The sequence below is a fragment of the Phytohabitans sp. LJ34 genome (assembly GCF_052068095.1).
Classification (GTDB): Bacteria; Actinomycetota; Actinomycetes; order Mycobacteriales; family Micromonosporaceae; genus Phytohabitans.
Genome location: NZ_JBQHDG010000032.1, coordinates 19591 through 43625, shown reverse-complemented (window position 1 = coordinate 43625; position 24035 = coordinate 19591). Strand labels below are relative to the sequence as shown.

The following is a 24035-nucleotide window of genomic DNA, read 5'->3' as shown; positions in this document are numbered from 1 at the left end:
GCACCGCATGGAAGACCGACCGTTGCACGGCGTACGCGTCCTCGACCTGACCAACGTGCTGGCGGGCCCGTACTGTAGCTATCAGCTGATGCTCCTCGGCGCCGAGGTCATCAAGATCGAAAAGCCCGGCCACGGCGATCTCGCCCGCCGGCTCGGCCCTGAGCCGGCGCTCAACAGTGCCGGCATCGGCGCGTCCTTCCTCGCGCAAAACGCCGGCAAGAAGTCGGTCGAGCTCGACCTCAAGGACACGCAGGACCGGGTCGCCTTCGAACGGCTGGTAGCCGGCGCCGACGTCCTGCTGGAGAACTTCCGCGCGGGTGTCCTGGAACGCCTGGGGTACGGCTGGGAGGCGTTGCACCGCACCAACCCGCGGCTGATCTACTGCGCGATCTCCGGCTTCGGCCAGGCCGGGCCGATGAGCCAGGCGCCGGCGTACGACCAGATCATCCAGGGGCTCTCCGGCATGATGAGCATCACCGGCACGCCCGAGACGGCACCCCTGCGGGTCGGTTTCCCGGTCTGCGACTCGGTTGGCGGCCTGGTCGCCGCGATGTCGATCTGCGCCGCCCTCGCCGGCCGGGCGCACACCGGCAAGGGCGCCTTCCTCGATGTGTCCATGTTGGAGGCATCCCTGTCGGCCATGGGGTGGGCGGCCTCGAACTACCTCGTCAGCGACGTGCGCCCGGAACCCATGGGCGACCAGAACGCCACCGCCGCGCCATCGGGCACCTTCGACGCGGCCGACGGACCGCTCAACATCGCCGCGAACCGGCAGGAGCAGTTCGAGACCCTGTGCCGGCTCATCGACCGGCACGACCTCGTCACCGACGAACGCTTCGCCGACCGCGAGGCCCGCAAGGCGAACCGGACCGCGCTCAACCACGAGATAAACGCGGCCCTACGACGCCGTTCGGCGCTGGAATGGGAGCAGCTGCTCTCCACGGCGGGCGTGCCGGCCGCGCGGATCCTCACCGTTCCACAGGCGGTCGAGCTGGAGCAGCTGCGCGTGCGCGGCTACTTCACCGACCTTCCGTTTCCCGGCGACCCCAACCGCACCTTGCGGGTCAGCGGCAACGGCGTACACCTCAACCGCGCCCCGCTGCGACCGAGCGCGCCGCCGCCGCTGTTGGGTGAACACAACGCCGAGGTCGAGCCCGTCGGGGTGGAGCTGCCATGAGCGAGGAGCCTGTGCGGCCGACTGTCCGGGACGTGGCCGACTGGTGGTCCACCGCGGTCTCCCGCGTCGAACCCGACGTGATAGAGCTGCGTGGCCGCCCGGTACAGGAGCTCATCGGAAACATGAGCTTCGTCGGCGTGATCTGGCTGCTGCTGCGTGGCCAACCACCGACTCCGGCCCAGGAACGGCTCCTGGAGGCCGCGCTCGTGTCCTCTGTGGACCACGGACCGCACGCGCCGTCGATCGCGGTCGCGCGCATCGCCGCGACGTGCGGCATCGGTTTGAACAACGCCATCGCCAGCGCCGTGAACACCCTCGGCGACGTACACGGCGGCGCGGGCGAGCAGTGCATGCGGATGCTCGCCGAGGTCGACGCCCGCGCCGAGGCCGGCGAACCGCTCGACCGCGCCGCGTCGTCGGTCGTCGCCGAGTGGCGGGCGCGTTCGCGGTACCTGCCCGGCTACGGGCACAGGTTTCACACCGTCGACCCCCGCCGCGACCCGCTGCTGCACCGCGTCGAGGAGGCGGTCGCGGACGGCACCGTGACGGGCGCCTACCTGCGCGCCGCGACCGCCGTCGAACGCGTCCTCGCGACCGGACGCGACCGGCCCATACCCATCAATGTGGACGGTTGTACCGCCGTCGTCTACGGCGAGCTCGGATTCGCTCCGCCGCTCGCCCGCGGCCTGTTCGTCTTGAGCCGCAGTGTCGGGATCCTCGCCCACGCCTGGGAGGAGACCGGCCAAGGCCGCCGCAACAAAGGACCGATCCCACCCTCCATCACGCCGACCTACCTGAAAGACACCTGAGGAGCACACATGCCCCTGAGACGCAGCACCATCCTCAGTACCGCCTTCGGCGCCGCGATGGCCGCGACCGTCATGCTGCTGACCACATCCATCCCCAGCGCCGCGGAGAAGCGCCCGCCAAGCGGCGCGCAAAACCTCGGAAACCCCGACTACGGCGTGTGCCGGGGCACCGATCCCGAGTGTTATCACGACTGGGACAACTTCGACCCGGCCACCGACGGATACCGCGTGCTTGTCTACAGCCGCACCGCCGGTCCACGCCACGCCCACCTCGGCCCGGCGCTTCCCGCCGGACTCAACCCGCCGCTCACACCCGCCCACGCCGCGCAGAACGCGCTCGTGAAGCTCGGCGCGGACAACGACTTCGCCGTCGACTGGACCGAGGACGTCACCCAACTCTCGTCGCCGTCACGGCTGTTCCGCTACAACGCGGTCATCTTCATGAGCACCACCCGCGACACCCTCGACGACCCGGCACAGACCGCGCTGCGCCAGTACATCCGCGGTGGCGGCGGTTTCGTCGGCATCCACAACGCCTTCGGCACCGAGTACAACTGGGAGTGGTACGAGGGCCTGCTCGGCGGCGCCAACTACTACGACCACGGGCGTAACCAACCCGGCACCGTAGTGACGATGAGCCGCCGGGACGTGTCGACCGCCGGGCTGCCGGCCCGCTGGCAGTTCACCGACGAGTGGTACAACCTCGTGCCCTTCCCCAGCCGGGTCCGGATCCTCGCCAACGTCGACGAAGCGTCGCTGCCCGAAGGGCCGACCGGCGGCAGCGGCCACCCCGGCCACGGTCGCAACCACCCCGTCTCGTGGTGCCAGTACTACGACGGCGGCCGCTCCTGGGTCACCACCCTCGGACACGCCGTCGAGGCATGGACGGAAACCCCCACGACCGGCGACGAGTACTTCCTGCGCCACGTACTCGGCGGCATCGAGTCCGCCATGGGGCGCGAGCCGTTCTGCCGATGAACGTCGAGCGTCGCGCTCACGACGCTGCCGCCTTCGGGGCCGGCGGTGCCGCCTTCGGGGCCGGCGCCGCCGCGCCGAAGGGTACTACCGGCGCCGACTGCCGGCCGGGCGCCGAGTGGTGCCAGAGCCCCCGGCGGGACAGCTCGGGCAGCACGCCTTCGCCGAACCGGTAAGCCTCTTCAAGGTGCGGGTAGCCGGAGAGCACGAACTCGGTGATACCCGCCTCGACGTACTGCTCGACGAGGTCGGCGACCTGCTGGTGGCTGCCGACGAGGGCGGTGCCGGCGCCGCCCCGGACCAGCCCTACGCCGGCCCACAAGTTGGGGTGGATCTCCAGGCCATCCTTGGTGCCGCCGTTGAGGGCGAGCATCCGCCGCTGGCCCTCGGACTCACTGCGGCGCAGCCCGGCCTGTACCCGGCGGATCTGTTCCTCGGAGATGCCGGCCAGCAGCCGGCCGGCCTCCGCCCAGGCCTCCTCCGAGGTGTCCCGGGCGATCGTGTGCACCCGCAGGCCGAAGCCGAGGGTCCGGCCCTGCCGCTCGGCCAGTTCGCGCACCTGGCGCACCTTCTCGGCGACGGCATCGGGCGGCTCGCCCCAGGTCAGGTAGACGTCGACGTGCCGTGCTGCCACGTCCAGCGCCGCGGGCGACGACCCTCCGAAGTAGACCCGCGGCGTCGGGTCGGGCAGCTGGGCCAGGACCGCGTCGGCGAGCCGGAAGTGCCGGCCCTCGAACTCGACGGGCTTGCCGGACCAGAGCGCGCGGACGATCTCGAGGAACTCCCCGGTGCGCTCGTAGCGGGCGTCCTTGTCGAGGAAGTCGCCGTACATCCGCTGTTCGTGACTCTCGCCGCCGGTGACCACGTTGAGCAGCAGCCGGCCGCCGGAGAGGTTCTGGAACGTACCGGCCATCTGCGCGGCGAGGAGCGGTGAGGTGAGGCCCGGCCGGAACGCGACGAGAAACTTCAGCCGCTCGGAGACGCTGCTCAGCATCGCGGTGGTGATCCAGGCGTCCTCGCACCACGCGCCGGTCGGGGTGAGGGCGGCCTCGAAGCCGAGCTGCTCGGCCGACCGGGCGATCTGCCCGAGGTAGGCGACGGAGGCGGGGCGCCCGCCAGTACCGGCGGGGGTGCCGTGACCGCCGCCGACGATGTGCCGGCCGTCGCCGCCGTTGGTGGGTAGGAACCAGTGGAACTTCAGGTCTGTCATGGCTCACACCTGTCCGTGGGTTGGGACTTCCACGCCGCGGGGTCGTGGAGGTTCTTGGTACGGTCTTGCGTCAGAGCCCAGCGGCGGCCGGCACGCCCAGGCGGTCGAGCAGGTGCCGGCGCAGCGCGCCGAAGCCGGGGTCGTCCGGCGCGCGCGGGTGGGCCAGTGGCACCGGCGCGTCGTCGACGACCCGGCCGCCATCCAGTACGAGCGTGCGGTCGGCGAGCAGCAGCGCCTCCTCGACGTCGTGGGTGACCAGCAGCGCGGCAAAGCCATGCTCTGCGCGCAGCCGCCCGAAGAGGGCCTGCATCCGCAGCCGAGTCAGCGCGTCCAGCGCGCCGAACGGTTCGTCGAGCAGCAGCAGATCGGGCTCACGGACCAAGGCGCGGGCCACGGCGACGCGCTGGGCCTGGCCGCCGGACAGCTCGGCCGGCCAGGACCTCTCCCGGCCGGCCAGGCCGACCTCGGCCAGCGCCGCGGCCGTGCGGCGCCGCGCGTCGGGGCCGGTGACGCCGAGCGCCACGTTGTCGGCCACCCGCTTCCAGGGCAGCAGCCGATGCTCCTGGAAGACCACCGCCAGGCTGCCGCGCACCTGCCAGTCGCCGGTCGCGTCCGAGTCGAGGCCGGCGAGTATCCGCAGCAAGGTGGTCTTGCCCGAGCCGCTGCCGCCGAGCAGGGCGACCACCTCGCCGGGGCCGATCGTCAGGTCGACGCCGTCGAGGACGGCCGCGTCCCCGAAGGCGCGCCGCACGCCGGTGGCGGTGACTAGGTCGCCCGCAGGCCGCGCCGCCATGTCAACGCCCTCCTCTCCGCGACCCGCAGGATCAGGTCGGACAGCAGGCCGAGCAGGGCGTAGACGAACAGGCCGACGAGGACCACGTCGGTCTGGCTGAACTCGCGGGCCTCCATCATCAGAAAGCCGATGCCGCTCTGCGTGGCGACCGTCTCGCCGACCACCAGGCTCAGCCACGCGGCGCCGCTCGCCAGACGCAGCCCGAGGAACACCGACGGCAGCGCCCCGGGCAGCACGACGTGGCGGAGGCGGGCCAGCGCGCCCAGCCCGCAGGTGCGTGCGGCCTCGACCAGCCGCTCGTCGATGTCCCGGATGCCGGCGTACAGGTTGAAGTACATCGGGAAGAACACGCCCAGGCTGACCAGAGTGATCTTCAGCGACTCGCCGATGCCGACCCAGATGATCAGCAGCGGTACCAGCGCGAGATGCGGCAGCATCCGGGCCATCTGCACCGCTGGGTCGACCAGGTCGTCGCCGATCCGCAGGAGGCCGGCGACCGAGCCGAGGAGCAGCGCGAGGCTGGCGCCGATGGCGAGGCCGGCGCCCGCGCGGGTCAGCGAGTCGAGCAGGTGCGTGGCGAGCGTGCCGTCCGCGGCCAGCCGCCACCCGGTGCGCAGTACCTGGCTGGGTGGGGAGAGCTTCTCTTCGGGCAGCACGCCGGTACGCGAGGAGATCTCCCAGAGCGCGACAAGCGTGAGGGGCGTGACGAGGCGGCGCCACCGCAATCGGCTGGCCCTCGGGGCCTGTTGCGGCGCCTTCCGCGCGGTGGCCGGCGGCCGCGTGGCGAGGGCGGTCGCGGGGTCCCCGCGTAAACGTGGAGCGAAGCGAAGCGTTTTCGTGGGGTGCATCATGTGAAGACCTGCGTGAACTGGGTGTCGATGCGGGCCTTGATGTCGATCGGCTCGGGGATCAGCTCCAGCGCGGCGAAGCCGTCCGCGATCGCTTGCAGCTCGTCGCCGATCGCCGGCGTGACCGGGGCGAGCGGCTTGGCGCTGCGGGCCAGCGAGCGCTTGGCCACGTCCTCGGGGATCTTCAGCTCCGGCGCGAGCACGCGAGCCCGCTCGTCGGGGTTGGCGATGCCCCACTCGGTGGTGGTGTCGAGCTTGGTGAGCAGGTCGCGCACCTCGTCGGCCTTCTTCTCGACGGCGTCGGGCGCGGCCAGGATGTACTCCCGGTTGCTGGCCAGCCCGGTCGCGTCCGCGAGCACTTTGACACCGGGCTGCTCGGCCAGGGCGAAGTACGGATCCCAGATGACCCACGCGTCCACCTGCCCGGAGTCGAACGCGGGCCGCCCCTCGGCCGGTTTGAGGTACCTGACGGTGATGTCCCCCAGGGTCATGTTGTTGGCCTCGAGCAGCTTGACCAGCAGCCAGTGCACGTTGGAGCCCTTGTTCAGCGCGACCGTCCTGCCCTTGAGGTCGGCGAAGGTCTTGAACCCGCTGCTCTCCTTGACCAGCACGGCCTCACCTTGCGGCACCTCGTCCGACGTCGCCACGATCTTGAACGGGATCTTGCCGGCGGCGGCGAAGATGGGTGGTGCCTCGCCGGTCTCGCCGATGTCGATCGACCCGGCTTTGAGCGCCTCGGTGAGGGCCGGCCCGCTCTCGAACAGCGACCAGGTCACCCCCGGTGCTTGGTTGCGGGCCTTGAGCAGGCTCAGGCTGCCGTAGCGCTGGTAACCCACCCGCAGCGGGCCGTCGCCGCTCCCGCCTGCCTCGTCGTCGCCGCACGCGGTGAGCCCCGCGGCGGCGAGCAGGAGTGCTCCGAACATGACGAGCGCGCGGCGGCGCCACACTGACCTGTACATGCACCGAAGTCTACTGAACCTATGGGAGAAGTGGGTAGTCGCAGAACACAGGAAGACGGTGACCAGCGCCAGTCAGCCGTTGCCCGCCTCACGCGCCGCGAGGAGCTCGTCCAGGTGTGCCTCACTCCAGGACCGTGCTGCGTCGACCAGTTCCTTCACAGTCCACATTTCAGGACGGCGACCACGGCAGTAGAGCTGCCTCTGCGGCTATATAGGCGAGGGAAGCCAGCACAGGCAGAAGGGGTGGCCGGCCGGGTCGGCGTAGACCCGGAAACCCGAGGGAACCGTGGGATCGTCTGCCGCCTTCAACACTCGCCCGCCCAGCTCGAGCACCCTCGCGTGCGCAGCCTCGAGATCCTCGAGATAGAAGTCAAGGTGGATCTGCTGTGACGAAGCGTCGTCCGGCCAGCTGGGCGGAACGTGATGCGGCGCCAACTGGATCCCGAGCTGCCAGTCGCCGTCGACCCAGATGTTGTGCCATCTGTCGCCCTTATGGACAGTGCCGTCCAAAAGCCCGGCCCAAAACCCACTCTCCGCATCGAGATCCGCCGCCTCGAAAACGATCATCCGACGCTTGAACCGCACAACCTCACACCTCTTGGCTCGTCGTGCTCGCCCACCCTCATTCCGTTCAAGGATGGTAGGGCCGGTCTACAGCTGACGCGAGCGTGGGCAAATATGTCTCCAGCCATTCACGTGCCGACCGCGTTAGGGCAGGTGGCCTAGACAGCCGGCGAAACCGAAGTTCTGCTCCTGGCTGAGGATTTTGCCGTCGACGAGGATGCGGCAGGATATCCCGACCGGGAGGCCCCGGGTGATCGGCGTGTGCGCGTTGAGCGAGAAGTTTTGCAACTGCTCGCCGTGGTCGGCCAGCGGCAGGTCGACCTTCCACGGAAGCTTCACGTCCGTGAGGGTTTTGACGTCCCGGTCCGGCACCGAGTAGACGATCTGCCCGGCCTTGCCCTTGCCGTTGACCTCCAGGCGCAGCATCGGGGTGACGCCGGTGTCGGTCTTGCCGAGGTCGCCGACGCGTTGTAGGACGCGGTCGGCGAGGGCGACGAGCGTGCCCTTGGGGTCTTTCTCCTTGGTCTCGTCGATGCCGCTCAGGACCAGCGTGACCACCAGGGCGCCGCGGCGGACCTTGAGCTCGTAGTCCTTGAGTTTGTCGTCGTTGCCGCTGTCGACCCAGAAGTCGAGCCAGCTCTCGTCCGCGCCGGTGACAAGGTTTTCGACCAGCACCGTGTCGCGCTTGTGGGAGATTACTTGGGATTTGCGGCCGGCGAGCGAGCTTTGGTACCAGACCTTGGCGGACTCGGCGGTGGGCTGGAGCGTCAGCCCGAGCATGTCGGCCGGCGGGGCGCTGCACGAGACGCTGTTGGTACTTTCCTTTTGGCTGGTCAGCGGTTCGAGGTCGAGCAGCTGGCGGTGGTCGAACTGTTCGTAGTCCGCGCGGGTCAGCAGGCCGCACATCTTCGCGGTGAGCTGGCCGTTTTCCGGCTGGGGCCAGCCGCCGGCCGGTGGCTCGACGGATCCTCCGCCGGTCTCCTCGTCGCCGCCGGCACAGCTCGCCGCGGCCAGCAGGACGACGACGGCGGCGGCCATCGCGATGGACGTTCGACGCGTTCTCATTTCTCTCTCCCCGTGGATATCAGTCAGGGGAACCGCACGTGCACGTTGCACGACGGCCCCTCCGAAGCGATGGCCCTGCGCCCGTCCACATGAATGGCGCACTGGATCTTGGTGTTGGGTGCCTTGCTGGATACCGAGACCGCGAGATAGAGCAGGTCCGTCCGCGATCCGGTCCGGATCGGCTGCACCCAGGGCAGGCCGGTCGGCGCCGACGTGGTGCGCTGGGCCTTCCCCTCCGCGTCGACGTAGACGATTTCCATCCAGGTGACGGTGCTCGGAGCGCTGACGGTGTAGATGACGTCGTGTGGAGGCGCGGCAGAGGCCGGGGCTCCCGCGACCGGCACGGACGGAGGGGTGATCGGCCCGGCGCCGCGTACGCCGAGGAGGCCGGCCACCGCCGCGAAGACCAGCGCGACCGCCGCGGCCAGCGCCACCGCCCACCGGGGGACGTCGCGGCGCCCGGCCGACCGCCAAAAGCCCGCACGTCCCGCGGGCGCCGGCGTGGGCGACGCCGCCGGCCCGGCCGATCCGGTTGGCGCGGGCGAAACGGCGGCGGGCGCGGGCGAAACGGCGGCGGGCGCGGGGCGCGGGGCCGGGCGGCGCGACGGCAGTTGGAAGGAGGCGGCGGCCGCGAGCAACAACAATGTGAGTACGGCCGTACCGGTCATGAACCGCGCGTGCCACGTCACGCCGGCCGGTGCGCCGGACACCATGACGACCACGGCGACCACGGCCGCGACCGCTTCGAAGATCCAGGTCAGCATCCGGATCACCGGCGAACCGATCGACCCGAGCGCCGCAACCGCGATCGCCGCGCCGGCCGCGACCATCATCAGGAGCACCGCGGCGACCAGGACCAGCCCGGTCCTGGTGCTCGCCCCGGGGTCCTGCTGGAGATCGACCTGGTGGCGGGCGTACTGCGGGCCGGCGAACAGGGTCGCGACCGCGGCCGCCAGCCACAGGGCCGCCGCCCCGGACAGCAGCAGGGAGCCGACGAGATCCCGCGGCCGTCTCATCGCGCCACCCGGCGGCGACGGGCCAGCAGCAGGCCGGCGACGATCATCCAGATCAGTACCGGCGCGGCTGTCGCCGCCCAGAACACAGGTCTGCCGAGCGGCGATTTCGGTGCGGGGATCGGTGACCACCGCGGCCGCTCGGTCGACCAGCCACCGAGCCACATCGGGCCGCCACCGGCCTCGGCGACGGGCCCCGCCATCGCGGCTTTGACGGCCGCGTCCATGGCCGGCCGTTTTCCGGTGAAGTCGGCGCCGGAGAGCCGTCGTTGCGGGATGTCCGACAGGTCGACGCCGCCGTACACGTACAGCCGGGTGACCTGCATGAAGCCCTCGCGGGTGGTCCGCTCGACCCGGAACTCGCCGTCCTTGTACGACTTCACGAAGCGGTTCCAGGTGTCCTTCGGCGTCCACCTCTCGCGCAGCGGCCACGCGCTCACGTCGCCGGAGTCGATCAAGTGGCCGTACGCGGTGGGCTTCTTCGCGCTGCGCTCCCGGTACCACTCGGCGGCGACCCTGCTCGCGTACACCCGGCGCAGGTCGGCGTACTCGGGTGCCTCGTTGACCGCTTTCTGTAGCTCGGGCAGGACCACCACGCGGTAGACGCCTTCGTTGTGGCTGGTGTCCGCGGTCGAGTGGTTCGGGCACCCTTCTGAGCCGCTGCCCTTGGTTTTGAGGTATTCGGTCTCCATCTTGACCTCCAGCGGCGCGTCCAGGATGAACAACTCGTTGCCCTGCTCACGGACCACCGCCGGGCGCGGCACGATCCACTGCCGCATCGAGAAGCACGGGGTCTCGCCGTGGAGCTCCGGCCAGAACTGTTTGCCGGTCGCGGAGTCCGGATGGATCAGCTTCGCGACCGTCTTCTTCATCTGGAAATCCGCGTCGAGCAGCGTCCGCCCGGCCTCGGTGCGGCCCAGCTTCGCGTCCATGATGCGGTGTGGCTCGTCCGGGTTGAGGTTGACGGTGAAGCTCGCCGGGGGCAGCGCCAGCCAGGTGAAGAACGAGTCCGCGGCCAGCTGCGCGGACTGCCGCCCGCCGAAGGACACCTTGGCGCCCGGCTCCGGCTCGACCTGGTACGCGTAGCGCAGGCCGGCGCCGAGCCCGCCGTCGTACGTGTCGGACACGTACCGCAGCTCCAATGTGGAGAAGTCGACGCCGCCGAGCCGCTCCGGCGTCATCCCGGCCTCGTCCCCGTCCGCGTAACCGGCGGCGGCGGCCTCCTCCGCGGCGACCTCGGCGAGCGTCTGTGCGGCCGCGGCGGTATCCGGCGACGCGGCGACCAGCCGTTCCGCGGCCCCGTTCGCGGCGACCTGCCCACCGGCGCTCAGCGAACCGGTCGGCCCGCCCTTCGGCCCGGTCGGATTCGCCGGCCCGGCGGCCGGCTGCCCACCTGGGTCGCCCGTAGCGACCGGCGGAGACGGCAGCGCGGTCGCCGCGGCCGTGTGTGCGGCGATCGCGGCCGGCGTCGGCACCGGCGTCGTCGTGAACGACTGGCCGGCCGGCATGAGCCGCATGTCCACGCCCACCGGCGTAAGCGGGACCACGCGCGGCTCCACGACCGGCAGCGGCTTTTCGCCCCGTCCCGCCCGCTCGGTGTTCTCCTCCTCGATTTCCTTGATCAAATTTCGCAGCTCTTGCGCCGTGTCGTCGTCGAGCGCCCGGTTGAGGTAAAGGTGCAGCGTCTCGGCATCGATGTCCTTCGCGATCTCCAGCAGATCTCGGACCTGCCGCATATCGGAGATCCCGCCGGACTTGAACTCGGCGATCATCTTGAGGACCTCGCTGACCAGGTCCGGCCGCCGTTTGCTGCGCTGTCCGGGCAGCTTCTTGTACGGCTTGTCGTAGGCGATGCGAGGATCTGTCGGCGAGATGTTCAGCATCCGGAGGATCGCCAGCTCGAACGCTTTGCCGCGCATACGGTTGTCTTGGACCGTGACATAGGCTTTGAGGTAGGCCAGCCACCGGCCCTCGATCAGGTCGTTCGCCTTCTGCGCCCGCTCAGCTTCGTTCGCGTACTTCTTGTTGAGCTTTGCCAGCTCGCTCTTGAGGCTCCGGCGAGCCCTGCTCGTGAACCACGCGGTGAGCACGTGCTCCGGCTGGCCGACCTGGTATTGGTGGTGCGGGCCGAGCGCGCTCAGCGCACGATCGTCCAGCAGCCGCGGGTCCGATCCGTCGAATCCTGGCAGCTCATAAAGGAAATCCACCGACCAGTGATAGAAATTCTGGTCGAACCAGTCGGAGTGGGGAGCGCCGTCCATCTCGAACCCGATGGACGAGGGATCGGCCGGTGGCGCGGGCTCCGCGGAGACCGATCGCCCCGGTGCCACAAGCAACGCGCCGAGCAGCGCGAAGATCAGCGCTAAAGCGCGGAGCCGTAGTCTCGTGACCGGCATGCGGACACCTCATCCCCGTGGACTACAGCCTGTCAGGGTAGGCGCCGCTGTCAATGTCCGCACTATCTCGCGTACATCGAATACCAATCTCGTAGATGCCCCGGCTCCGCGACGGCACGCTCCAAGGCCAGCACCGGAATGATCTTTCCGCGATGCGGCCCGACCTGTTGCAAATAGACGAAGTCGACGTCGTCCTCCCAGAAACCGCCGAGCCCCCGCCGCAGCACCTCGCCGTAGTACCACGAGGCGCCGTCGCTGAAGTAGCGTTGCCGACCGTCGGTCAGCTCCGCGACCGACGTGACGGTCCGGCGCAGCACCTCCTCCAGCCGATCGAGCGAGCCGACGGAGAAGTCCCACTCCACACCCGGCCCGTACCTCGCCGCCCAGGCCGGAAACCCGGACTCCTGCCGGGCCAGCCACGCGGCCAGCGAAGACGTCTCGGCCCGGGGGCCGGCCGCCGCGGCCCAGGTGCGGTGCAACGCGGCGAGGCGCCCGTCGCGCTCGCCCGCCGCGGCGTCGATCTCGTCGATCGGCGAGACCGGCGGTAGGCCGAGCGCCGGGTCGGGCACCACGATCGGCCGCTTGGCCGACGCGTCCCAACCCCACTCGCCGTCCGCCGCGGCCAGCAGCGACTCACCCAGGTAGGCCGCCGCGCCCAGCCGCTCCTCGTCGTCGAGCGAGTCGAGCACATCTTGCAGCGCGGCAAGCGAGTCGCTCGACTGATCGGTGACGAAGCCGACGGCGTCCTGCATGAGCTGAATGCGGGCCTCGGTCAAATCGAGCCACTCCGTCAGCGCGTCCATCCGGCCAATCTAACGACACCCGGTGATCGCGGCTCGCGCCAGCGCGCCCAAAGATAAATTTCGGCGCGGTGGCGAAAATCCCACCCACCCTCCGGCGTCTCAGAGGGAAAGCGGGGAGGGAGCTGGATGAGCCAGTCCGTCGAGGAGGAGTTCACCGAGTTCGTGGCCGGACGCGGGCCGGCGCTGCTGCGCGCGGCCTTCGCGCTCAGCGGTGACGAGCACGGTGCCCACGATCTGCTCCAGACCGCACTCGCCAAGGCGTTCTCCCGGTGGCGGCAGATCCACGCCGCGCCCGAGCAGTACGTGCGCCGCATCATGTACAACGCCCATATTTCGGCCTGGCGGAAGGTACGGCGGCGCGAGGTACCCGTCGCCGCCGTGCCGGACCGGGCGGCCGGCGGCGAGGGCGCCGGCTCGACTGTGCTGCGGCTGACCCTGCGCGAGGCGTTGCAGTCGTTGCCACCCAAGCAGCGGGCCATCATCGTGCTCCGCTTCCTGGAGGACGTGAGCGTCGAGGAGACGGCCCGGATCGTCGGCTGCCGCGTGGGCACGGTGGGGAGCCAGACAAGTCGCGCGCTAGCCAAGCTGCGGTCGCTGGTACACGAAATCGACCAGGAGGTCACGCGATGAACGACACCGACAGCACGCTCCGTGACGCGATCCACGGCATGACCGAAGGCGTCCTGATGAAGCCCGACACCGCGTCCGCCGCGATCGCCTCCGGCCGCCGGATCCGCTCCCGCCGCAGGCTGCGTACCTCGCTGCTGGCCTCGGCCGCGGTCGTGTCGCTGGCCATCGGCGTCCCGTACGCGATCAGCCTCCCCGGCGACGAGCCGGTCGGCGTACCGCCCGCGCCACCCCCGACCCTCCCCGACGCGCCGGGCGAGCCGGGTGCCGCCCAGCGGCCCGACCTGGTCGGCGCGGATGCCGGGATACTCCACTTCGACGTGGACCTGTCCGGGGTACCGGGCCTGGACAAGACGAGCTGGCAGACCATGCCGGAGGGCGAATGGCTGCGCGTGTACACCAAGGGCGGCGCTGTCGGGGACACCCCGGCGTACACAGTGGAGATCCCCCGCCGCGGCGGCTCCGTGCGGACCGAGGCCGGCGCCGACGAGCGCCAGGTCTCCGTCCACGGGCGGCCCGCCACCCTGCGCGGTCTCAGCCCGACGTCCACAGAGGATCGACTCACCTGGCAGTTGGTGTGGCAGCCGGCGGACGGCCTCACCGTCTCGGTGTTGACGACCAGCCCGAGCGAGGAGGCGTTGACAGCTTTCGCCGAGGCCATCCGCCTCGACCGTGCCCAGCGCTGCGCGCAGCCGGTGCTGGCCACCCACATGCCGGCCGGCGCCAAACTGGAACGGTGCTCGATCGAGCTCGACGGCATCAGCGCCTGGGCACGCACGTCGTCGTTCACGCTCGTCGCGCCGGCGCCGTACGGGGAAATCCAGGTTTCGTTCGCTGAGCAGCCGCTCGGTCCCACCCCGAACCGCACCGTGGCGGGCAGGCCGGCGATGTGGTCGGACCAGAGCGACATGCTCATCGTCTTCGACTACTTCGGAGACCTCGACCTCGAGGTCTTCGGCCAGAGCGAGCAGACCGTCACCGACTTCGTCGAAGGCCTCGACCCCGCCGAAGACCTCCAAAATCCCCAGACCTGGCAAGGCCCGATGTAGCACCCGCGCCCGACGCTAGATGTACCGATGAGTTTCGTCTCCCCGGACGGTCTGTATGGCATTCACGCACCCGCACGCCGGGTGTCCGTCACGGGGAGAGGAAGGACCATGAGGAAGCTGATAGCGGTGCTGGTCGCCGGCCTGCTGGTGGCCGGACCGGCGACCAGTGCGTCAGCCGGGCCGGCCGTCGAGGAGCGCCGGACCTACACCGGCACGATCGAAGGCGCCGACTACCGGGTCGAGATGCCGCGGCGGTGGAACGGCACGCTGGTGCTGTTCAGCCACGGCTACTACCCGTTCCCCGGCTTCGGGGACGGCAGCCTGCTGGTGAGCAACGCCGAGGAGACCGCACAGTGGCTACTCGACCACGGGTACGCGCTGGCCGCCTCGGAATACCAGAACAACGGCCTCGGCTACCTCGTCGAGGAGGCGATGCGCGACCAGCTGTCGCTGCTGGACTGGTTCGAGGCGAACGTCGGCAGACCACACCGGACGGTGGTGACCGGGCAGTCGCTGGGTGTCGCGATCTCGACGCTGCTGGTGGAGCGGTACCCGCACCGGTTCGACGGAATGCTCGCCCTGTGTGGCGCCTATGATCCGTTGAACACGTTCAACACAGCCCTGGACGTCAACTTCGCGGTCAAGACGCTGCTCGCCGGCGGCGCGGACATCGACCTCGTCGACGCCGCCGATCCGGCGGCCAGCAGGGACGCGCTCGTCGCGGTCGTGGACCGGGAGCGGGCGACCGCGACGGGACGGGCCCGGCTCGCGCTCGCGGCGGCGCTCGGCAACGTCACCGGGTGGTACTTCTCGCTCCAGCCCAAGCCCACCGAGCCGACCGACTGGATCCAGCAGCAGAGCGAGTGGGTCAAGTGGGCGAAGGCGTTCGGCAACGGGCCGGTCGCGTTCGCCGACATCTCCCAGGTGGCCGGGGGCAATCCACTGTGGAACACCGGGGTGGACTACACCCGGCAGCTGGCCCGCTCCGGCCAGGAGGACGCGGTCGCGCGGGCGTACCGGGACGCCGGGCTGGACCTGCGCGCCGACCTCGCCCGCCTGGCCGGCGAGCCGCGCATCGCGGCAGACCCGGCGGCGGTGCGGTACATGTACCGCTACGGCGTCCCGACCGGGCGCACCGCGGTGCCGATCCTGTCGCTGCACACCACCGGTGACGGGGGCGCTCCCCCGGAGCAGGAGCGGTGGTACGCCGAGCAGATCCGCCGCGCCGGTGACCCCGGCCGGCTGCGCCAGCTGTACGTGGAGCGGGGCGGCCACTGCTCGTTCAACGCGGCCGAGGAGGTCACCGCCCTGCGTGCCCTGCTGACCAAAGTGGACACCGGCCGCTGGCCGGGCACCGATCCGGGCCGGCTGAACGGGGCGGCCAACCGGTTCGACCCGCACTACCACCAGGTGCTGGACCTGAGCACCTTCACCAAGGGCCTGCTGCCGCCGGCCTTCACCCGGTTCACGCCAGGGGTCACCCTCCGCCCCTCACGCTGAGACAGCGCCTCCGGGAGCCAGCACCGGCCACTCCGGCTCCCGGAAGGCGCGCCGGAAATCCTTTAGAGGAGGGTGCGGCAGAGGGTCTCGGCGAGCCAGGTTTGATAGTCCTCTGTGGACCAGCCACGCTGGGTGACAAGCTGGTCGTAGGTGGCGTGTGAGGCCAGCGTCCAGAGGATGTCGCGGGCCTGCTCGACCGAGAGCCCCGGGCGGAGCGCGCCGCGGTCGGCGAGCAGCTGGGCGAAGCGGCCCAGCCCCGCCAGCCGGAAGTCGTCCATCTCGCGCTGCACGCGGGCCAGCTCGGAGTCGGTGGCGGCGGCGGTGGCGAGCACCCGCATCAGCGGCCCCATCCGGTGGTGGATGCCGGGCTGGGTGGCCGCGTACCGCTCCAGCTGGCGGCGGGGGTCGGGCTCGTCGATCAGGGCGCGCACCGCCGGCCGCTCGTCGACGGGGACCTCGGCGCGGGCGGTGCCGCCGGCGACGGCCGCCTCGACGACGGCCTTGAAGAGGCCGGCCTTGCCGCCGAAGCCCCGGTAGATCGTCTCGACCACCACCCCGGCCGCCTTGGCGATCGCGGCGAGCGTCGTGCCGGTGTACCCGTGCTCCAGGAACGCCTCGCGGGCGGCGGCCAGCACGTCCTGGCGGGTCTGCGCCGCCTGTGCCTGGCGGCGGCTGGAGTCGTACCTGCGCCGGGGCTTGACATCCTCAGACATTCAGTGGAATCCTCATGACATCAAATCACGTTGGTTCCACTCATATTAGCGGAGGTAGTCATGTCCGGCACCATCGACGAGCTCAAGTCCCAGGCCCGCCGCGTGTGGGCGGAGATCATCCCGGCCAACGACGTGGCCGCGCTGCCCGAGGTCATGCACCCCGACTACGTCGACCACTCGGCGCGCCCCGACGAGCCGCCGGGCATCGAGGGGGCCGCCCAGACGATGCGCTGGCTGCACAGCGTCTTCTCCGACCTCAGCTTCGACATCCACCACGTGGTCGGCGACGGCGACACGGTGGCCGTGCACTGCACGCTGACCGGCCGCCACACGGGCGACCTGATGGGCATCCCGCCGACCGGCCGCGACGTGGCCACGCCGATGGTGCACATCCTGCGCTTCCGCGACGGCAAGGCGGCCGAGCACTGGGCGGTGCACAACGACATGGTGACCATGCGACAGCTCGGCGTGCTGCCCGGGCGACCGGTGCCCGCCGCCGGGTGACGGCGGTCCGGCATTCACGCGAGTGCGAAGTACCGCAGCCACAGGTACGGCACCGTCAGGGCTACGGTGACCACGGTGACGATCAGGCCGTACTTGGTGAACTGCCAGAAAGTGATGGGTTTGCCGGCGCGTTCGGCGATGCCCAGCACGACGACGTTCGCCGAGGCGCCCACCGCGGTGGCGTTGCCGCCGAGGTCGGCACCGAGTGCGAGAGCCCACCACAGCACCTGCGACTGGCTGGTGTTTCCTTCGGCGTTGACCATGTCGGCGACGACCGGGCTCATCGTGGCGACGTACGGGATGTTGTCGATGATCGCGGACAGCACCGCTGATCCCCACAGCAGCACCATGGAGGCGAAGAACAGCCGGCCTTCGGTGGCGTCGGTCGCGGCCCGGGAGATCTGTTCGATGACGCCGGTGTTGACCAGGGCGCCGATCATGACGAACAGGCCGGCGAAGAACACCAGCGTCGGCCACTCGACGTCCTTGGCGACATCACCGGCGTCCAATCTGGACAGTGCGAGCAGGACCAGGCCGCCGACGATCGCCACGACCGAGGGTTCCAGGTGCAGCACGGTGTGCAGGACGAACGCGGCGGTCACCGCGGCCAGTACCACCAGGCTGACCACGAGCAGCCGCACGTCGCGGATCGCGTCGCGTTCACGGAGGCTGGCGACCTGGGCGGCGCGCACCGGGTCGTAGGTGAACGCGGACCGGAAGAGGATGCGACACAGTCCGATGAACGCGACAAGTAGCAGCAGGACGATGGGCGCGAGGTGGAGCAGGAAGTCGTTGTAGGACAGGCCGGCCCGGCTGGCGATGATGATGTTCGGCGGGTCACCGACCAATGTGGATGTACCGCCGATGTTGGAGGCGAACACCTCGGCGATCAGAAACGGCGCGACCGGCACGTCGAGCCGTTCGCAGACCAGGAAGGTGACCGGGGCGATCAGCAGCACGGTGGTCACGTTGTCCAGAAACGCGGACGCGCCCGCCGTCACCACGACGAGCAGCACCATGACCCGAAACGGGCGGCCCTTGGCGCGTTTGGTCGCCCAGATGGCCAGGTACTCGAACGCGCCGGTGCGTTTGAGGACGGCCACGATGAGCATCATCCCGACGAGCAGGACGATGACGTTCCAGTCGATGCCGGCCTCTTCGGAGAAGAACGCGTGCTCGGCGTCGGTGGCGCCGATGACCAGCATGACCGCGGCGCCGCCGAGGGCGGCCGCGACTCGATGGATCTTCTCGGTGGCGATCAGGACATAGGCGACGGCGAAGACCGCGACCGCGGCCCAGGCGGTGCCACTCACGTGCCGAGCATCCGGTCCAGCAGCGCGTCCAAGGTGATCGCGCCCAGCAGCCGGCGGTCCTTGCCCGCGACGGCGACGAGAGGGCTGCGTGCGCGGGCCATCACCGCCGCGATCTCCAGCACCGTGGCGTCCGGGTCCACCACCGGCAGCTCACGGTGCTCGCGGGGCAGCAGCTCGGCCACGGTGCGGTCGCCGACGTTGCGGATGAACAGGTCGGCGGCGGCTTCGTCGATGACCCGGGCGAGCGCCGGATCGTCCTGGCAGTACGACGGGATCGCCATCCGCAGCACCTGCGTGCCCGGCAGGATCGTCTTCGGGCGGCCGGCGTCGTCGACCACGATCAGCCCCGGCAGATTCTGCCCCGCCAACAGCCGGGCCGCGTCCAGCGCCGGGGTGTCGACCGCCACCGTCGGAAACTCAGCGGCCAAGTCTCGGGCCCGCATGAGGAAGCACCTCCAGCCTCGCCGCCACGACAAATACGACGCCGACCAGGCTTCCCGGCACACCTGACGATTACCCTAACGCATCAACCGCCCCGGGGCTGGCGGGATTCGAGCCGAGAAGCGCAGCGACGAGGCCGAATGGCGCCGGCCATCCGGGGCGCCCAGCGAGCGAAGCGAGCGCAGCCAGCAGAGCCCCGGGGGCCCGGCACCTTCAGCGGGTGAGGCCGCGGAGCTTGTCCGGGTTGCCCTGCATGCGCACGCCGGTGATCCGCTCGCCGTCGAAGTCGAAGCAGATCGCTCCGGCCGGTTGCCCGTCGACGAGGCCGAGGATGCCCGGCCCGCCGTTGATCTCGGTGATCACGAGCCGCGTGCCGCGCACGTCCGGCTTGGCGAAGACCGCGAGCAGCCAGCGGGCGACGTTGTCCGCGCCTTCCAGCGGGCGGCGGGCCGCGGTCACCTTGCCACCGCCGTCCGACCAGCAGATCACCTCGGGCGCCAGGAGTTCCATCATCGCGTTCAGGTCGCCGCCGGCACAGGCCTGGCGAAACCGGTCCACCGCTTCTCGACGTACCTCCTGGTCGACGTCGAAGCGAGGCCGGCGGGCCGCGACGTGCGCCCGCGCCCGGGCCGCGGCCTGCCGCACCGCGACCTCGGACTTGTCGAGGATGGACGCAATCTCGGCGTGGTTGTAGCCGAAAACGTCGTGGAGCAGGAAGATCGCACGTTCGGCGGGGGTGAGCGTCTCCAGGACGACGAGCATCGCCATCGAGATCGACTCCGCCATCTCGGCCTCCTGACCCGCGTCGGGCGCGGTGAGCACCGGCTCGGGCAGCCATGGCCCGACGTACGTCTCGCGGCGGGCGCGGGCCGAGGTCAGCTGGTTGAGCGAGAGGTTGGTGACGATCTTGACCAGGTACGCCCGGGGGTTGGCGACCTGCTCGCCGTCGACGTCGCGGCACCGCAGCCAGGCCTCCTGGAGGATGTCCTCGGCATCGGCGACGCTCCCCGTCATCCGGTACGCGACGTCGAAGAGCAGCCGCCGATGCTGGGCGAAGACCTGGAGATCGATCATGGAAACAGGTTAGACGTGGGCGGACGCCTGCGCCCGCAGCCCGTCCAGCACGGTGGGGTATGCGGGCCGCCACCCGAGCTCGCGGCGGGCCTTCTCGCTCGAGACCCGCATGCTGACGCCGAGCATCAGGTGCATGTAGGAGGCGGGCGCCAGCATCCACGTGGGCACGGTGAACGGCTTGGGCGTACCGAAGATCTCGGCGATCGCCCGGATCAGCTGCCCGAAGCCCAGGTGGTCGTCGACGATGTTGTACGCCTCGCCGGGCCGTCCCCGATCGACCGCCGCGAGGACGGCGGCGGCCGCGTCCGCCAGGTGGGTCCACGGCGAGACGCGACCGTGGTCGTCGAACGCCGGCATCTGCCGCTTGCGCAGCATGTCCACCATCGCCTCGGTGCCACCCGGCCCGTAGAAGAAGCCGAAGCGCAGCGAGATCGCCTCCAGCCCCGACTCCAGGGCCAAGCGCTCCTTCTCCCGCATGCCCGCCAAGTGCCGGTTGATCTTCGGATCGGTCACCGGCACCCCGAACTCGTCGGCCTCGGTCAGCACCCGGTCGCCGAAGTCGCGGTAGCCGTAGCCGACGGCGACGTTCTCGCCGACGAAGCGGCGCACACCCGCGAGCTTGGCCGCCTCGATCAGGTTCGCGGTCCCGGCCACCCGCAGGTCGTCGGTGCCGAACATGCCCTTGTGCCGCATCGGCGGCTTGCGCAGCGCGGTCGCCGCGTGCACCACCACGTCGCCCTTGACCCCCTGGAACGCCCGCAGCAGTCCGTCCCGGTCGAGCAGGTCGGCGCGGATCTCGTTGCCCTCACCGCGGCCCAGGCCCAGCACGGTGTGCCCGGCGCCGGTGAGCGCGGCGCGGATGTGCCGGCCGAGGACACCACTGGCTCCGGCCACGATCACTGTCTGGTTCTTTGTCTCGGTCATGGCCATGGGACAAGGCGGCCGGCCGAACCGTGACATCCCCGGGCGTGACCCCGGTCACTCAATTCTCGACTCGGATTCACCGGCGGACACGCCTCTACCTGCTGCGCTTTGGCGAACTGCTCACGACAGACATTGGCGAAGCCCACTAGAATCCCGGCAGCGTGGCAATCTAGCTGATCCGGGTGGCCGCATGCGTTTCGAGGTGCTCGGCCCGTTACGGGTGTGGAGTGGTGACGGCGAGCTCGACCTTGGTCCGATACAGCAACGGGTGGTCCTCGCCGTGCTGCTCTCGAGAGCCAACCGGTCGGTCAGCCGCGATCAACTCATCGCGGCGGTGTGGGGCGACGCGCCGCCGACATACGCCGTAAACCTCGTGCAAAAGCATGTCGCCGGGCTACGCCGGGTGCTGGAGCCGGCACGGGCCCCGCGCACGCGGTCGCGCCGGCTCATGTGGACCGACGCCGGCTATCGCCTGGCCGTGCCCGCCGAAGATCTGGACCTCAGCCGGTTCGACGTCGGGGTCGCCGAGGCGCGCCGCGCGCGGGCCGCCGGTGACCTCACGGCCGCGACCGTGGCCTTGCGGGCGGCCCTGGACCAGTGGAGCGGCCCGTTCTGCGCGGGGCTGTCCAGCCCACTGCTGGACGCCGAGCGTGACCGGCATGAAGAGCGGCGCCTCGAGGTCGTCGAGGAACGCATCGAGCTCGACGTCGAGTTGGGCGCACATCGTGACCTCGTCGCGGAGCTGCGCGGCCTGCTCGCCGAGCACCCGCTGCGCGAGCGGCTGTGGAGCCTGCTGATGATCGCGCTGTACCGGTCCGGCCGCGCCGCGGACGCGCTGTCGGCGTTCCAGGAGGCGCGCCGTTATCTGATCGACGAGCTCGGTCTGGAGCCCACCGAGCAGCTGCGCCGGGTACACGAGCAGATCCTCAGCGGCGACCCCGCCATCGGCCAGCCGGCGCCGCTGGGCGGAGGCGTCGCCGTCGGCGGCGTGAGCACGGTGCCGCGGCAGCTGCCCGCGGGCGTCTTCGGGTTCGCCGGGCGGGCGGAAGAGCTGGCTCGCCTGGACGACCTCCTGGCCCAACCGTCAGGCGGCGCGCCGAGCGCGGTGGTGATCTCAGCGGTGTCGGGCTCCGCCGGCGTGGGCAAGACGGCGTTGGCCGTGCACTGGGCCCACCGGGTCGCCGACAAGTTCCCCGACGGCCAGCTCTACATCAACCTCCGCGGCTTCGACCCCGACCGGCGGGCGATATCGCCGACCATGGCCGTGCACGCGCTGCTCGTCGCCCTCGGCGTGCCACCCGACCGGATCCCACCCAGCCTCGACGCGCGGGCCGCCCTGTACCGCAGCATGCTGGCCGACAAGCGGATTCTCGTGCTCCTGGACAACGCCCGCGACGCCGACCAGGTCCGTCCGCTGCTGCCCGGCACCCGTTCGGCGCTGGCCCTGGTGACCAGCCGCAACCGGCTCACCTCCCTTGTCGCGGCCGAGGGCGCGCACCCGTTGAGCCTCGACGTGCTCTCGCCCGCGGACGCACACGACCTGCTCCGCGGGAGGCTCGGCCACAGCCGCGTCTCGGCCGAACCCGAGGCGGTCGATCAGATCGTCGCGGCGTGCGCCCGGCTGCCACTCGCGTTGAACATCGTCGCGGCCCGCGCCCAGCAGACCGGCTTTCGCCTGGCCGAGATCGCGGCCGAGCTCCGCCAGGCCGGACAGCGGCTGACCGTACTCGACGCCGGCGACCCGACCGGACGGGTCCGTTCGGTGTTCGCGCTGTCCTACGCCGCGCTCAGCGCACCCGCGGCGCGGTTGTTCCGGCTGGTCGGCCTGCACCCGCGGCCGGAGTTCTCGGCGGCGGCGGTAGCCAGCCTCACCGGCGAGTCGCCGGCCCGGGCCCGTGCGCTGCTGATCGAGCTCGACCTGGCCAGCCTCTTGACCGAGCACAGTCCGGGGCGGTACACGCTGCACGACCTGCTGCACGCCTACGCGGGGGAACTCGCCGACGATCAGACCGGCGAGCCGGATCGGCGCGCGGCGCTGCACAGGATGTTCGACTACTACCTGCACAGCGCCTACGCGGGCGAGCGGCTGCTGTACCCCAACCGCGACCCGATCACCCTCACCCCTCGGGGCCCCACCGTCGCCGTCGAGGAGTTCGCCGACGAAACCCAGGCGATGAGCTGGTTCGCGATCGAGTACCCGGTGCTGGTCGCCGGCGTCGACCTCGCCGCCAACGCGGGGTTCGACCAGCACGCCTGGCAGCTGGCTTGGGTCCTGGGTACGTTCCTGCAACGGCGCAGGCAGTGGTCGGAGCTCGCCGCGATCGGACGGGTCGCGCTGGAGGCCGCCGACCGGCTGGAGGACGCGACCGGCCAGTTTCACGCGCTGCGCGTTCTCGCCATCGCGTCGACGCGGCTGCGCCGGTACGACGAGGCCGAGGACTACGTGCGGCGAAGCATCGAGGTGTCGGCGCGGTGGAACGATCCGGCCAGCCAGGCCACCGGCCATCGGATCCTGAGTGATCTGCTCGTCGCCCAGGAGCGCCACCAGGAGGCGATCACCCACGCTGAGCGGGCGCTCGACCTGTACCTGGCGATGGATCACCTGGCCGGCCAAGCCCTCGCCCTCAACGCGATCGGCTGGTGCCACAGCCGAGCCGGCGACCATCGCCGCTGCATCACCTGCTGTGAACAGGCGCTGGTCCTGCACCAGCGGCTCGGCAACCGCCTGGCGGAATCGGCCACCTGGCACAGCCTGGGCTACGCACACCACCACCTGGGTCTCGACCGCGAGGCGATCGCCTGCTTCGAGCGGGCGTTACGCATAACCCGGGAGATGAGCGACTGGGACGGCGAGGTCAACATACTCAACGACCTCGGCGATGCCCTGCACGCCACCGGCGACACCGACGCGGCTCGCCGCGCCTGGCAGCGCGCGGTGGACGTGCTCGGCGCGACCGACCCCTCGGTCGCCGATCAGCTCCAGATCAAGATCGCGACGTTGGAGTTTCGGGAAGAACTAGCTCCTTCGGGCAGTGTGCACAGGCGTCCGCGCTGATCCGCGTGCTCCCCGTCGTGTCGACGGCGCCACGGTCGTGGCCATCGCGCGTGGCCGCACCGCCGGCGCCGGCCGAGATGGCAGCGGCGCAGAGCAACGCCATCGACAAGCGACGAAGTAGGACATTCATGATTCACTCCACGGGCGCGGGCCGACTCTGGAGTGTCGAGAGTAGCAATGCCATCGCCGGACGCCGATGTTTCAGCGTGCCCTCCTGCGGCCC

22 protein-coding genes are annotated in these 24035 nt (G+C 70.6%); 8 read left to right on the top strand and 14 right to left on the bottom strand.

Annotation, left to right across the window (positions count from 1 at the left end; translation table 11 throughout):
- Nucleotides 1-7: 7 nt before the first annotated feature.
- Genes ACTMTJ_RS40570 through ACTMTJ_RS40560 form a run of 3 tightly spaced genes read left to right on the top strand, consistent with a single transcriptional unit; the run spans nt 8 to nt 2964 of the window.
- Nucleotides 8-1177 (top strand): CaiB/BaiF CoA transferase family protein, encoded by a 1170-nt coding sequence (locus ACTMTJ_RS40570; protein WP_441224081.1) that lies wholly within the window; start codon nt 8-10, stop codon nt 1175-1177.
- Nucleotides 1174-1986: a citryl-CoA lyase gene (locus ACTMTJ_RS40565; RefSeq protein WP_441224080.1), complete on the top strand. Its 813-nt coding sequence runs from the start codon at nt 1174-1176 to the stop codon at nt 1984-1986. The genes ACTMTJ_RS40570 and ACTMTJ_RS40565 overlap by 4 nt, the downstream gene beginning before the upstream one ends.
- A 9-nt stretch (nt 1987-1995) precedes the next feature.
- A complete protein-coding gene (locus tag ACTMTJ_RS40560) occupies nt 1996-2964 on the top strand; it encodes a ThuA domain-containing protein (protein ID WP_441224079.1) in 969 nt (322 codons plus the stop codon).
- A gap of 16 nt (nt 2965-2980) precedes the next feature.
- Here ACTMTJ_RS40560 and ACTMTJ_RS40555 read toward each other — a convergent pair whose 3' ends face one another.
- The 9 genes from ACTMTJ_RS40555 to ACTMTJ_RS40515 form a co-directional block, all read right to left on the bottom strand.
- Complete coding sequence (locus ACTMTJ_RS40555) at nt 2981-4171, bottom strand: LLM class flavin-dependent oxidoreductase (protein ID WP_441224078.1); 1191 nt, start codon at nt 4169-4171, stop codon at nt 2981-2983.
- Nucleotides 4172-4241: 70 nt separating this feature from the next.
- Nucleotides 4242-4964, bottom strand: coding sequence for an ABC transporter ATP-binding protein (locus tag ACTMTJ_RS40550; RefSeq protein WP_441224077.1), 723 nt, complete (start codon nt 4962-4964; stop codon nt 4242-4244).
- A complete protein-coding gene (locus ACTMTJ_RS40545) occupies nt 4937-5689 on the bottom strand; it encodes an ABC transporter permease (protein WP_441224076.1) in 753 nt (250 codons plus the stop codon). The genes ACTMTJ_RS40550 and ACTMTJ_RS40545 overlap by 28 nt, the downstream gene beginning before the upstream one ends.
- A gap of 122 nt (nt 5690-5811) precedes the next feature.
- Entirely contained in the window at nt 5812-6771 is a 960-nt protein-coding gene (locus tag ACTMTJ_RS40540) for an aliphatic sulfonate ABC transporter substrate-binding protein (RefSeq protein WP_441224075.1), read from the bottom strand.
- Between the two features lie 207 nt (nt 6772-6978).
- Nucleotides 6979-7356, bottom strand: a complete 378-nt coding sequence (locus ACTMTJ_RS40535) for a VOC family protein (RefSeq protein ID WP_441224074.1) — start codon at nt 7354-7356, stop codon at nt 6979-6981.
- A 123-nt stretch (nt 7357-7479) separates the two neighbouring features.
- The gene (locus tag ACTMTJ_RS40530; RefSeq protein ID WP_441224073.1) at nt 7480-8400 is read right to left on the bottom strand and encodes a hypothetical protein; all 921 of its coding nucleotides are present in this window, start codon (nt 8398-8400) and stop codon (nt 7480-7482) included.
- A 23-nt stretch (nt 8401-8423) separates the two neighbouring features.
- Entirely contained in the window at nt 8424-9416 is a 993-nt protein-coding gene (locus ACTMTJ_RS40525; protein WP_441224072.1) for an MmpS family transport accessory protein, read from the bottom strand.
- Nucleotides 9413-11809 carry a hypothetical protein gene (locus ACTMTJ_RS40520; protein ID WP_441224071.1) on the bottom strand — a complete coding sequence of 799 codons (2397 nt, stop codon included), beginning with the start codon at nt 11807-11809 and terminating at the stop codon, nt 9413-9415. The genes ACTMTJ_RS40525 and ACTMTJ_RS40520 overlap by 4 nt, the downstream gene beginning before the upstream one ends.
- A gap of 62 nt (nt 11810-11871) precedes the next feature.
- Nucleotides 11872-12612: a hypothetical protein gene (locus ACTMTJ_RS40515; RefSeq protein WP_441224070.1), complete on the bottom strand. Its 741-nt coding sequence runs from the start codon at nt 12610-12612 to the stop codon at nt 11872-11874.
- 126 nt (nt 12613-12738) lie between these two features.
- Here ACTMTJ_RS40515 and ACTMTJ_RS40510 point away from each other — a divergent pair, with 126 nt between their 5' ends.
- From ACTMTJ_RS40510 to ACTMTJ_RS40500, 3 genes are all read left to right on the top strand, one after another.
- Nucleotides 12739-13242 (top strand): SigE family RNA polymerase sigma factor, encoded by a 504-nt coding sequence (locus ACTMTJ_RS40510; RefSeq protein ID WP_441224069.1) that lies wholly within the window; start codon nt 12739-12741, stop codon nt 13240-13242.
- Nucleotides 13239-14288: a hypothetical protein gene (locus ACTMTJ_RS40505; RefSeq protein ID WP_441224068.1), complete on the top strand. Its 1050-nt coding sequence runs from the start codon at nt 13239-13241 to the stop codon at nt 14286-14288. Before ACTMTJ_RS40510 ends, ACTMTJ_RS40505 begins: the two co-directional genes overlap by 4 nt.
- A gap of 108 nt (nt 14289-14396) precedes the next feature.
- On the top strand, nt 14397-15788 hold the full coding sequence (locus tag ACTMTJ_RS40500) for an alpha/beta hydrolase (protein WP_441224067.1): 1392 nt from the start codon (nt 14397-14399) through the stop codon (nt 15786-15788).
- Between the two features lie 62 nt (nt 15789-15850).
- On the opposite strand, the gene ACTMTJ_RS40495 is transcribed toward ACTMTJ_RS40500, so the two are convergent.
- The gene (locus ACTMTJ_RS40495) at nt 15851-16501 is read right to left on the bottom strand and encodes a TetR/AcrR family transcriptional regulator (RefSeq protein WP_441224066.1); all 651 of its coding nucleotides are present in this window, start codon (nt 16499-16501) and stop codon (nt 15851-15853) included.
- Nucleotides 16502-16561: 60 nt separating this feature from the next.
- On the opposite strand from ACTMTJ_RS40495, the gene ACTMTJ_RS40490 reads away from it, so the two are divergent.
- Nucleotides 16562-17005, top strand: a complete 444-nt coding sequence (locus ACTMTJ_RS40490) for an ester cyclase (protein ID WP_441224065.1) — start codon at nt 16562-16564, stop codon at nt 17003-17005.
- A 14-nt stretch (nt 17006-17019) separates the two neighbouring features.
- On the opposite strand, the gene ACTMTJ_RS40485 is transcribed toward ACTMTJ_RS40490, so the two are convergent.
- The 4 genes from ACTMTJ_RS40485 to ACTMTJ_RS40470 form a co-directional block, all read right to left on the bottom strand.
- Nucleotides 17020-18318: an ArsB/NhaD family transporter gene (locus tag ACTMTJ_RS40485; RefSeq protein WP_441224064.1), complete on the bottom strand. Its 1299-nt coding sequence runs from the start codon at nt 18316-18318 to the stop codon at nt 17020-17022.
- Nucleotides 18315-18761 (bottom strand): CBS domain-containing protein, encoded by a 447-nt coding sequence (locus ACTMTJ_RS40480; protein WP_441224063.1) that lies wholly within the window; start codon nt 18759-18761, stop codon nt 18315-18317. The genes ACTMTJ_RS40485 and ACTMTJ_RS40480 overlap by 4 nt, the downstream gene beginning before the upstream one ends.
- A 211-nt stretch (nt 18762-18972) precedes the next feature.
- Nucleotides 18973-19833, bottom strand: a complete 861-nt coding sequence (locus ACTMTJ_RS40475; protein WP_441224062.1) for an RNA polymerase sigma-70 factor — start codon at nt 19831-19833, stop codon at nt 18973-18975.
- A 9-nt stretch (nt 19834-19842) separates the two neighbouring features.
- A complete protein-coding gene (locus ACTMTJ_RS40470) occupies nt 19843-20757 on the bottom strand; it encodes an NAD-dependent epimerase/dehydratase family protein (RefSeq protein ID WP_441224061.1) in 915 nt (304 codons plus the stop codon).
- A 190-nt stretch (nt 20758-20947) separates the two neighbouring features.
- Here ACTMTJ_RS40470 and ACTMTJ_RS40465 point away from each other — a divergent pair, with 190 nt between their 5' ends.
- Entirely contained in the window at nt 20948-23812 is a 2865-nt protein-coding gene (locus ACTMTJ_RS40465; RefSeq protein ID WP_441224060.1) for a BTAD domain-containing putative transcriptional regulator, read from the top strand.
- Nucleotides 23813-24035 lie beyond the last annotated feature (223 nt).

Bases quoted from the DNA above. Each gene is read 5' to 3' on its own strand.
- ACTMTJ_RS40555 (WP_441224078.1), bottom strand. From the start codon at position 4,171: ATGACAGACCTGAAGTTCCACTGGTTCCTACCCACCAACGGCGGCGAC.
- ACTMTJ_RS40465 (WP_441224060.1), top strand. From the start codon at position 20,948: ATGCGTTTCGAGGTGCTCGGCCCGTTACGGGTGTGGAGTGGTGACGGC.
- ACTMTJ_RS40500 (WP_441224067.1), top strand. From the start codon at position 14,397: ATGAGGAAGCTGATAGCGGTGCTGGTCGCCGGCCTGCTGGTGGCCGGA.
- ACTMTJ_RS40530 (WP_441224073.1), bottom strand. From the start codon at position 8,400: ATGAGAACGCGTCGAACGTCCATCGCGATGGCCGCCGCCGTCGTCGTC.
- ACTMTJ_RS40540 (WP_441224075.1), bottom strand. From the start codon at position 6,771: ATGTACAGGTCAGTGTGGCGCCGCCGCGCGCTCGTCATGTTCGGAGCA.
- ACTMTJ_RS40525 (WP_441224072.1), bottom strand. From the start codon at position 9,416: ATGAGACGGCCGCGGGATCTCGTCGGCTCCCTGCTGCTGTCCGGGGCG.
- ACTMTJ_RS40495 (WP_441224066.1), bottom strand. From the start codon at position 16,501: ATGTCTGAGGATGTCAAGCCCCGGCGCAGGTACGACTCCAGCCGCCGC.
- ACTMTJ_RS40510 (WP_441224069.1), top strand. From the start codon at position 12,739: ATGAGCCAGTCCGTCGAGGAGGAGTTCACCGAGTTCGTGGCCGGACGC.
- ACTMTJ_RS40515 (WP_441224070.1), bottom strand. From the start codon at position 12,612: ATGGACGCGCTGACGGAGTGGCTCGATTTGACCGAGGCCCGCATTCAG.
- ACTMTJ_RS40470 (WP_441224061.1), bottom strand. From the start codon at position 20,757: ATGACCGAGACAAAGAACCAGACAGTGATCGTGGCCGGAGCCAGTGGT.
- ACTMTJ_RS40560 (WP_441224079.1), top strand. From the start codon at position 1,996: ATGCCCCTGAGACGCAGCACCATCCTCAGTACCGCCTTCGGCGCCGCG.
- ACTMTJ_RS40505 (WP_441224068.1), top strand. From the start codon at position 13,239: ATGAACGACACCGACAGCACGCTCCGTGACGCGATCCACGGCATGACC.
- ACTMTJ_RS40490 (WP_441224065.1), top strand. From the start codon at position 16,562: ATGTCCGGCACCATCGACGAGCTCAAGTCCCAGGCCCGCCGCGTGTGG.
- ACTMTJ_RS40570 (WP_441224081.1), top strand. From the start codon at position 8: ATGGAAGACCGACCGTTGCACGGCGTACGCGTCCTCGACCTGACCAAC.
- ACTMTJ_RS40480 (WP_441224063.1), bottom strand. From the start codon at position 18,761: ATGCGGGCCCGAGACTTGGCCGCTGAGTTTCCGACGGTGGCGGTCGAC.
- ACTMTJ_RS40475 (WP_441224062.1), bottom strand. From the start codon at position 19,833: ATGATCGATCTCCAGGTCTTCGCCCAGCATCGGCGGCTGCTCTTCGAC.
- ACTMTJ_RS40520 (WP_441224071.1), bottom strand. From the start codon at position 11,809: ATGCCGGTCACGAGACTACGGCTCCGCGCTTTAGCGCTGATCTTCGCG.
- ACTMTJ_RS40550 (WP_441224077.1), bottom strand. From the start codon at position 4,964: ATGGCGGCGCGGCCTGCGGGCGACCTAGTCACCGCCACCGGCGTGCGG.
- ACTMTJ_RS40565 (WP_441224080.1), top strand. From the start codon at position 1,174: ATGAGCGAGGAGCCTGTGCGGCCGACTGTCCGGGACGTGGCCGACTGG.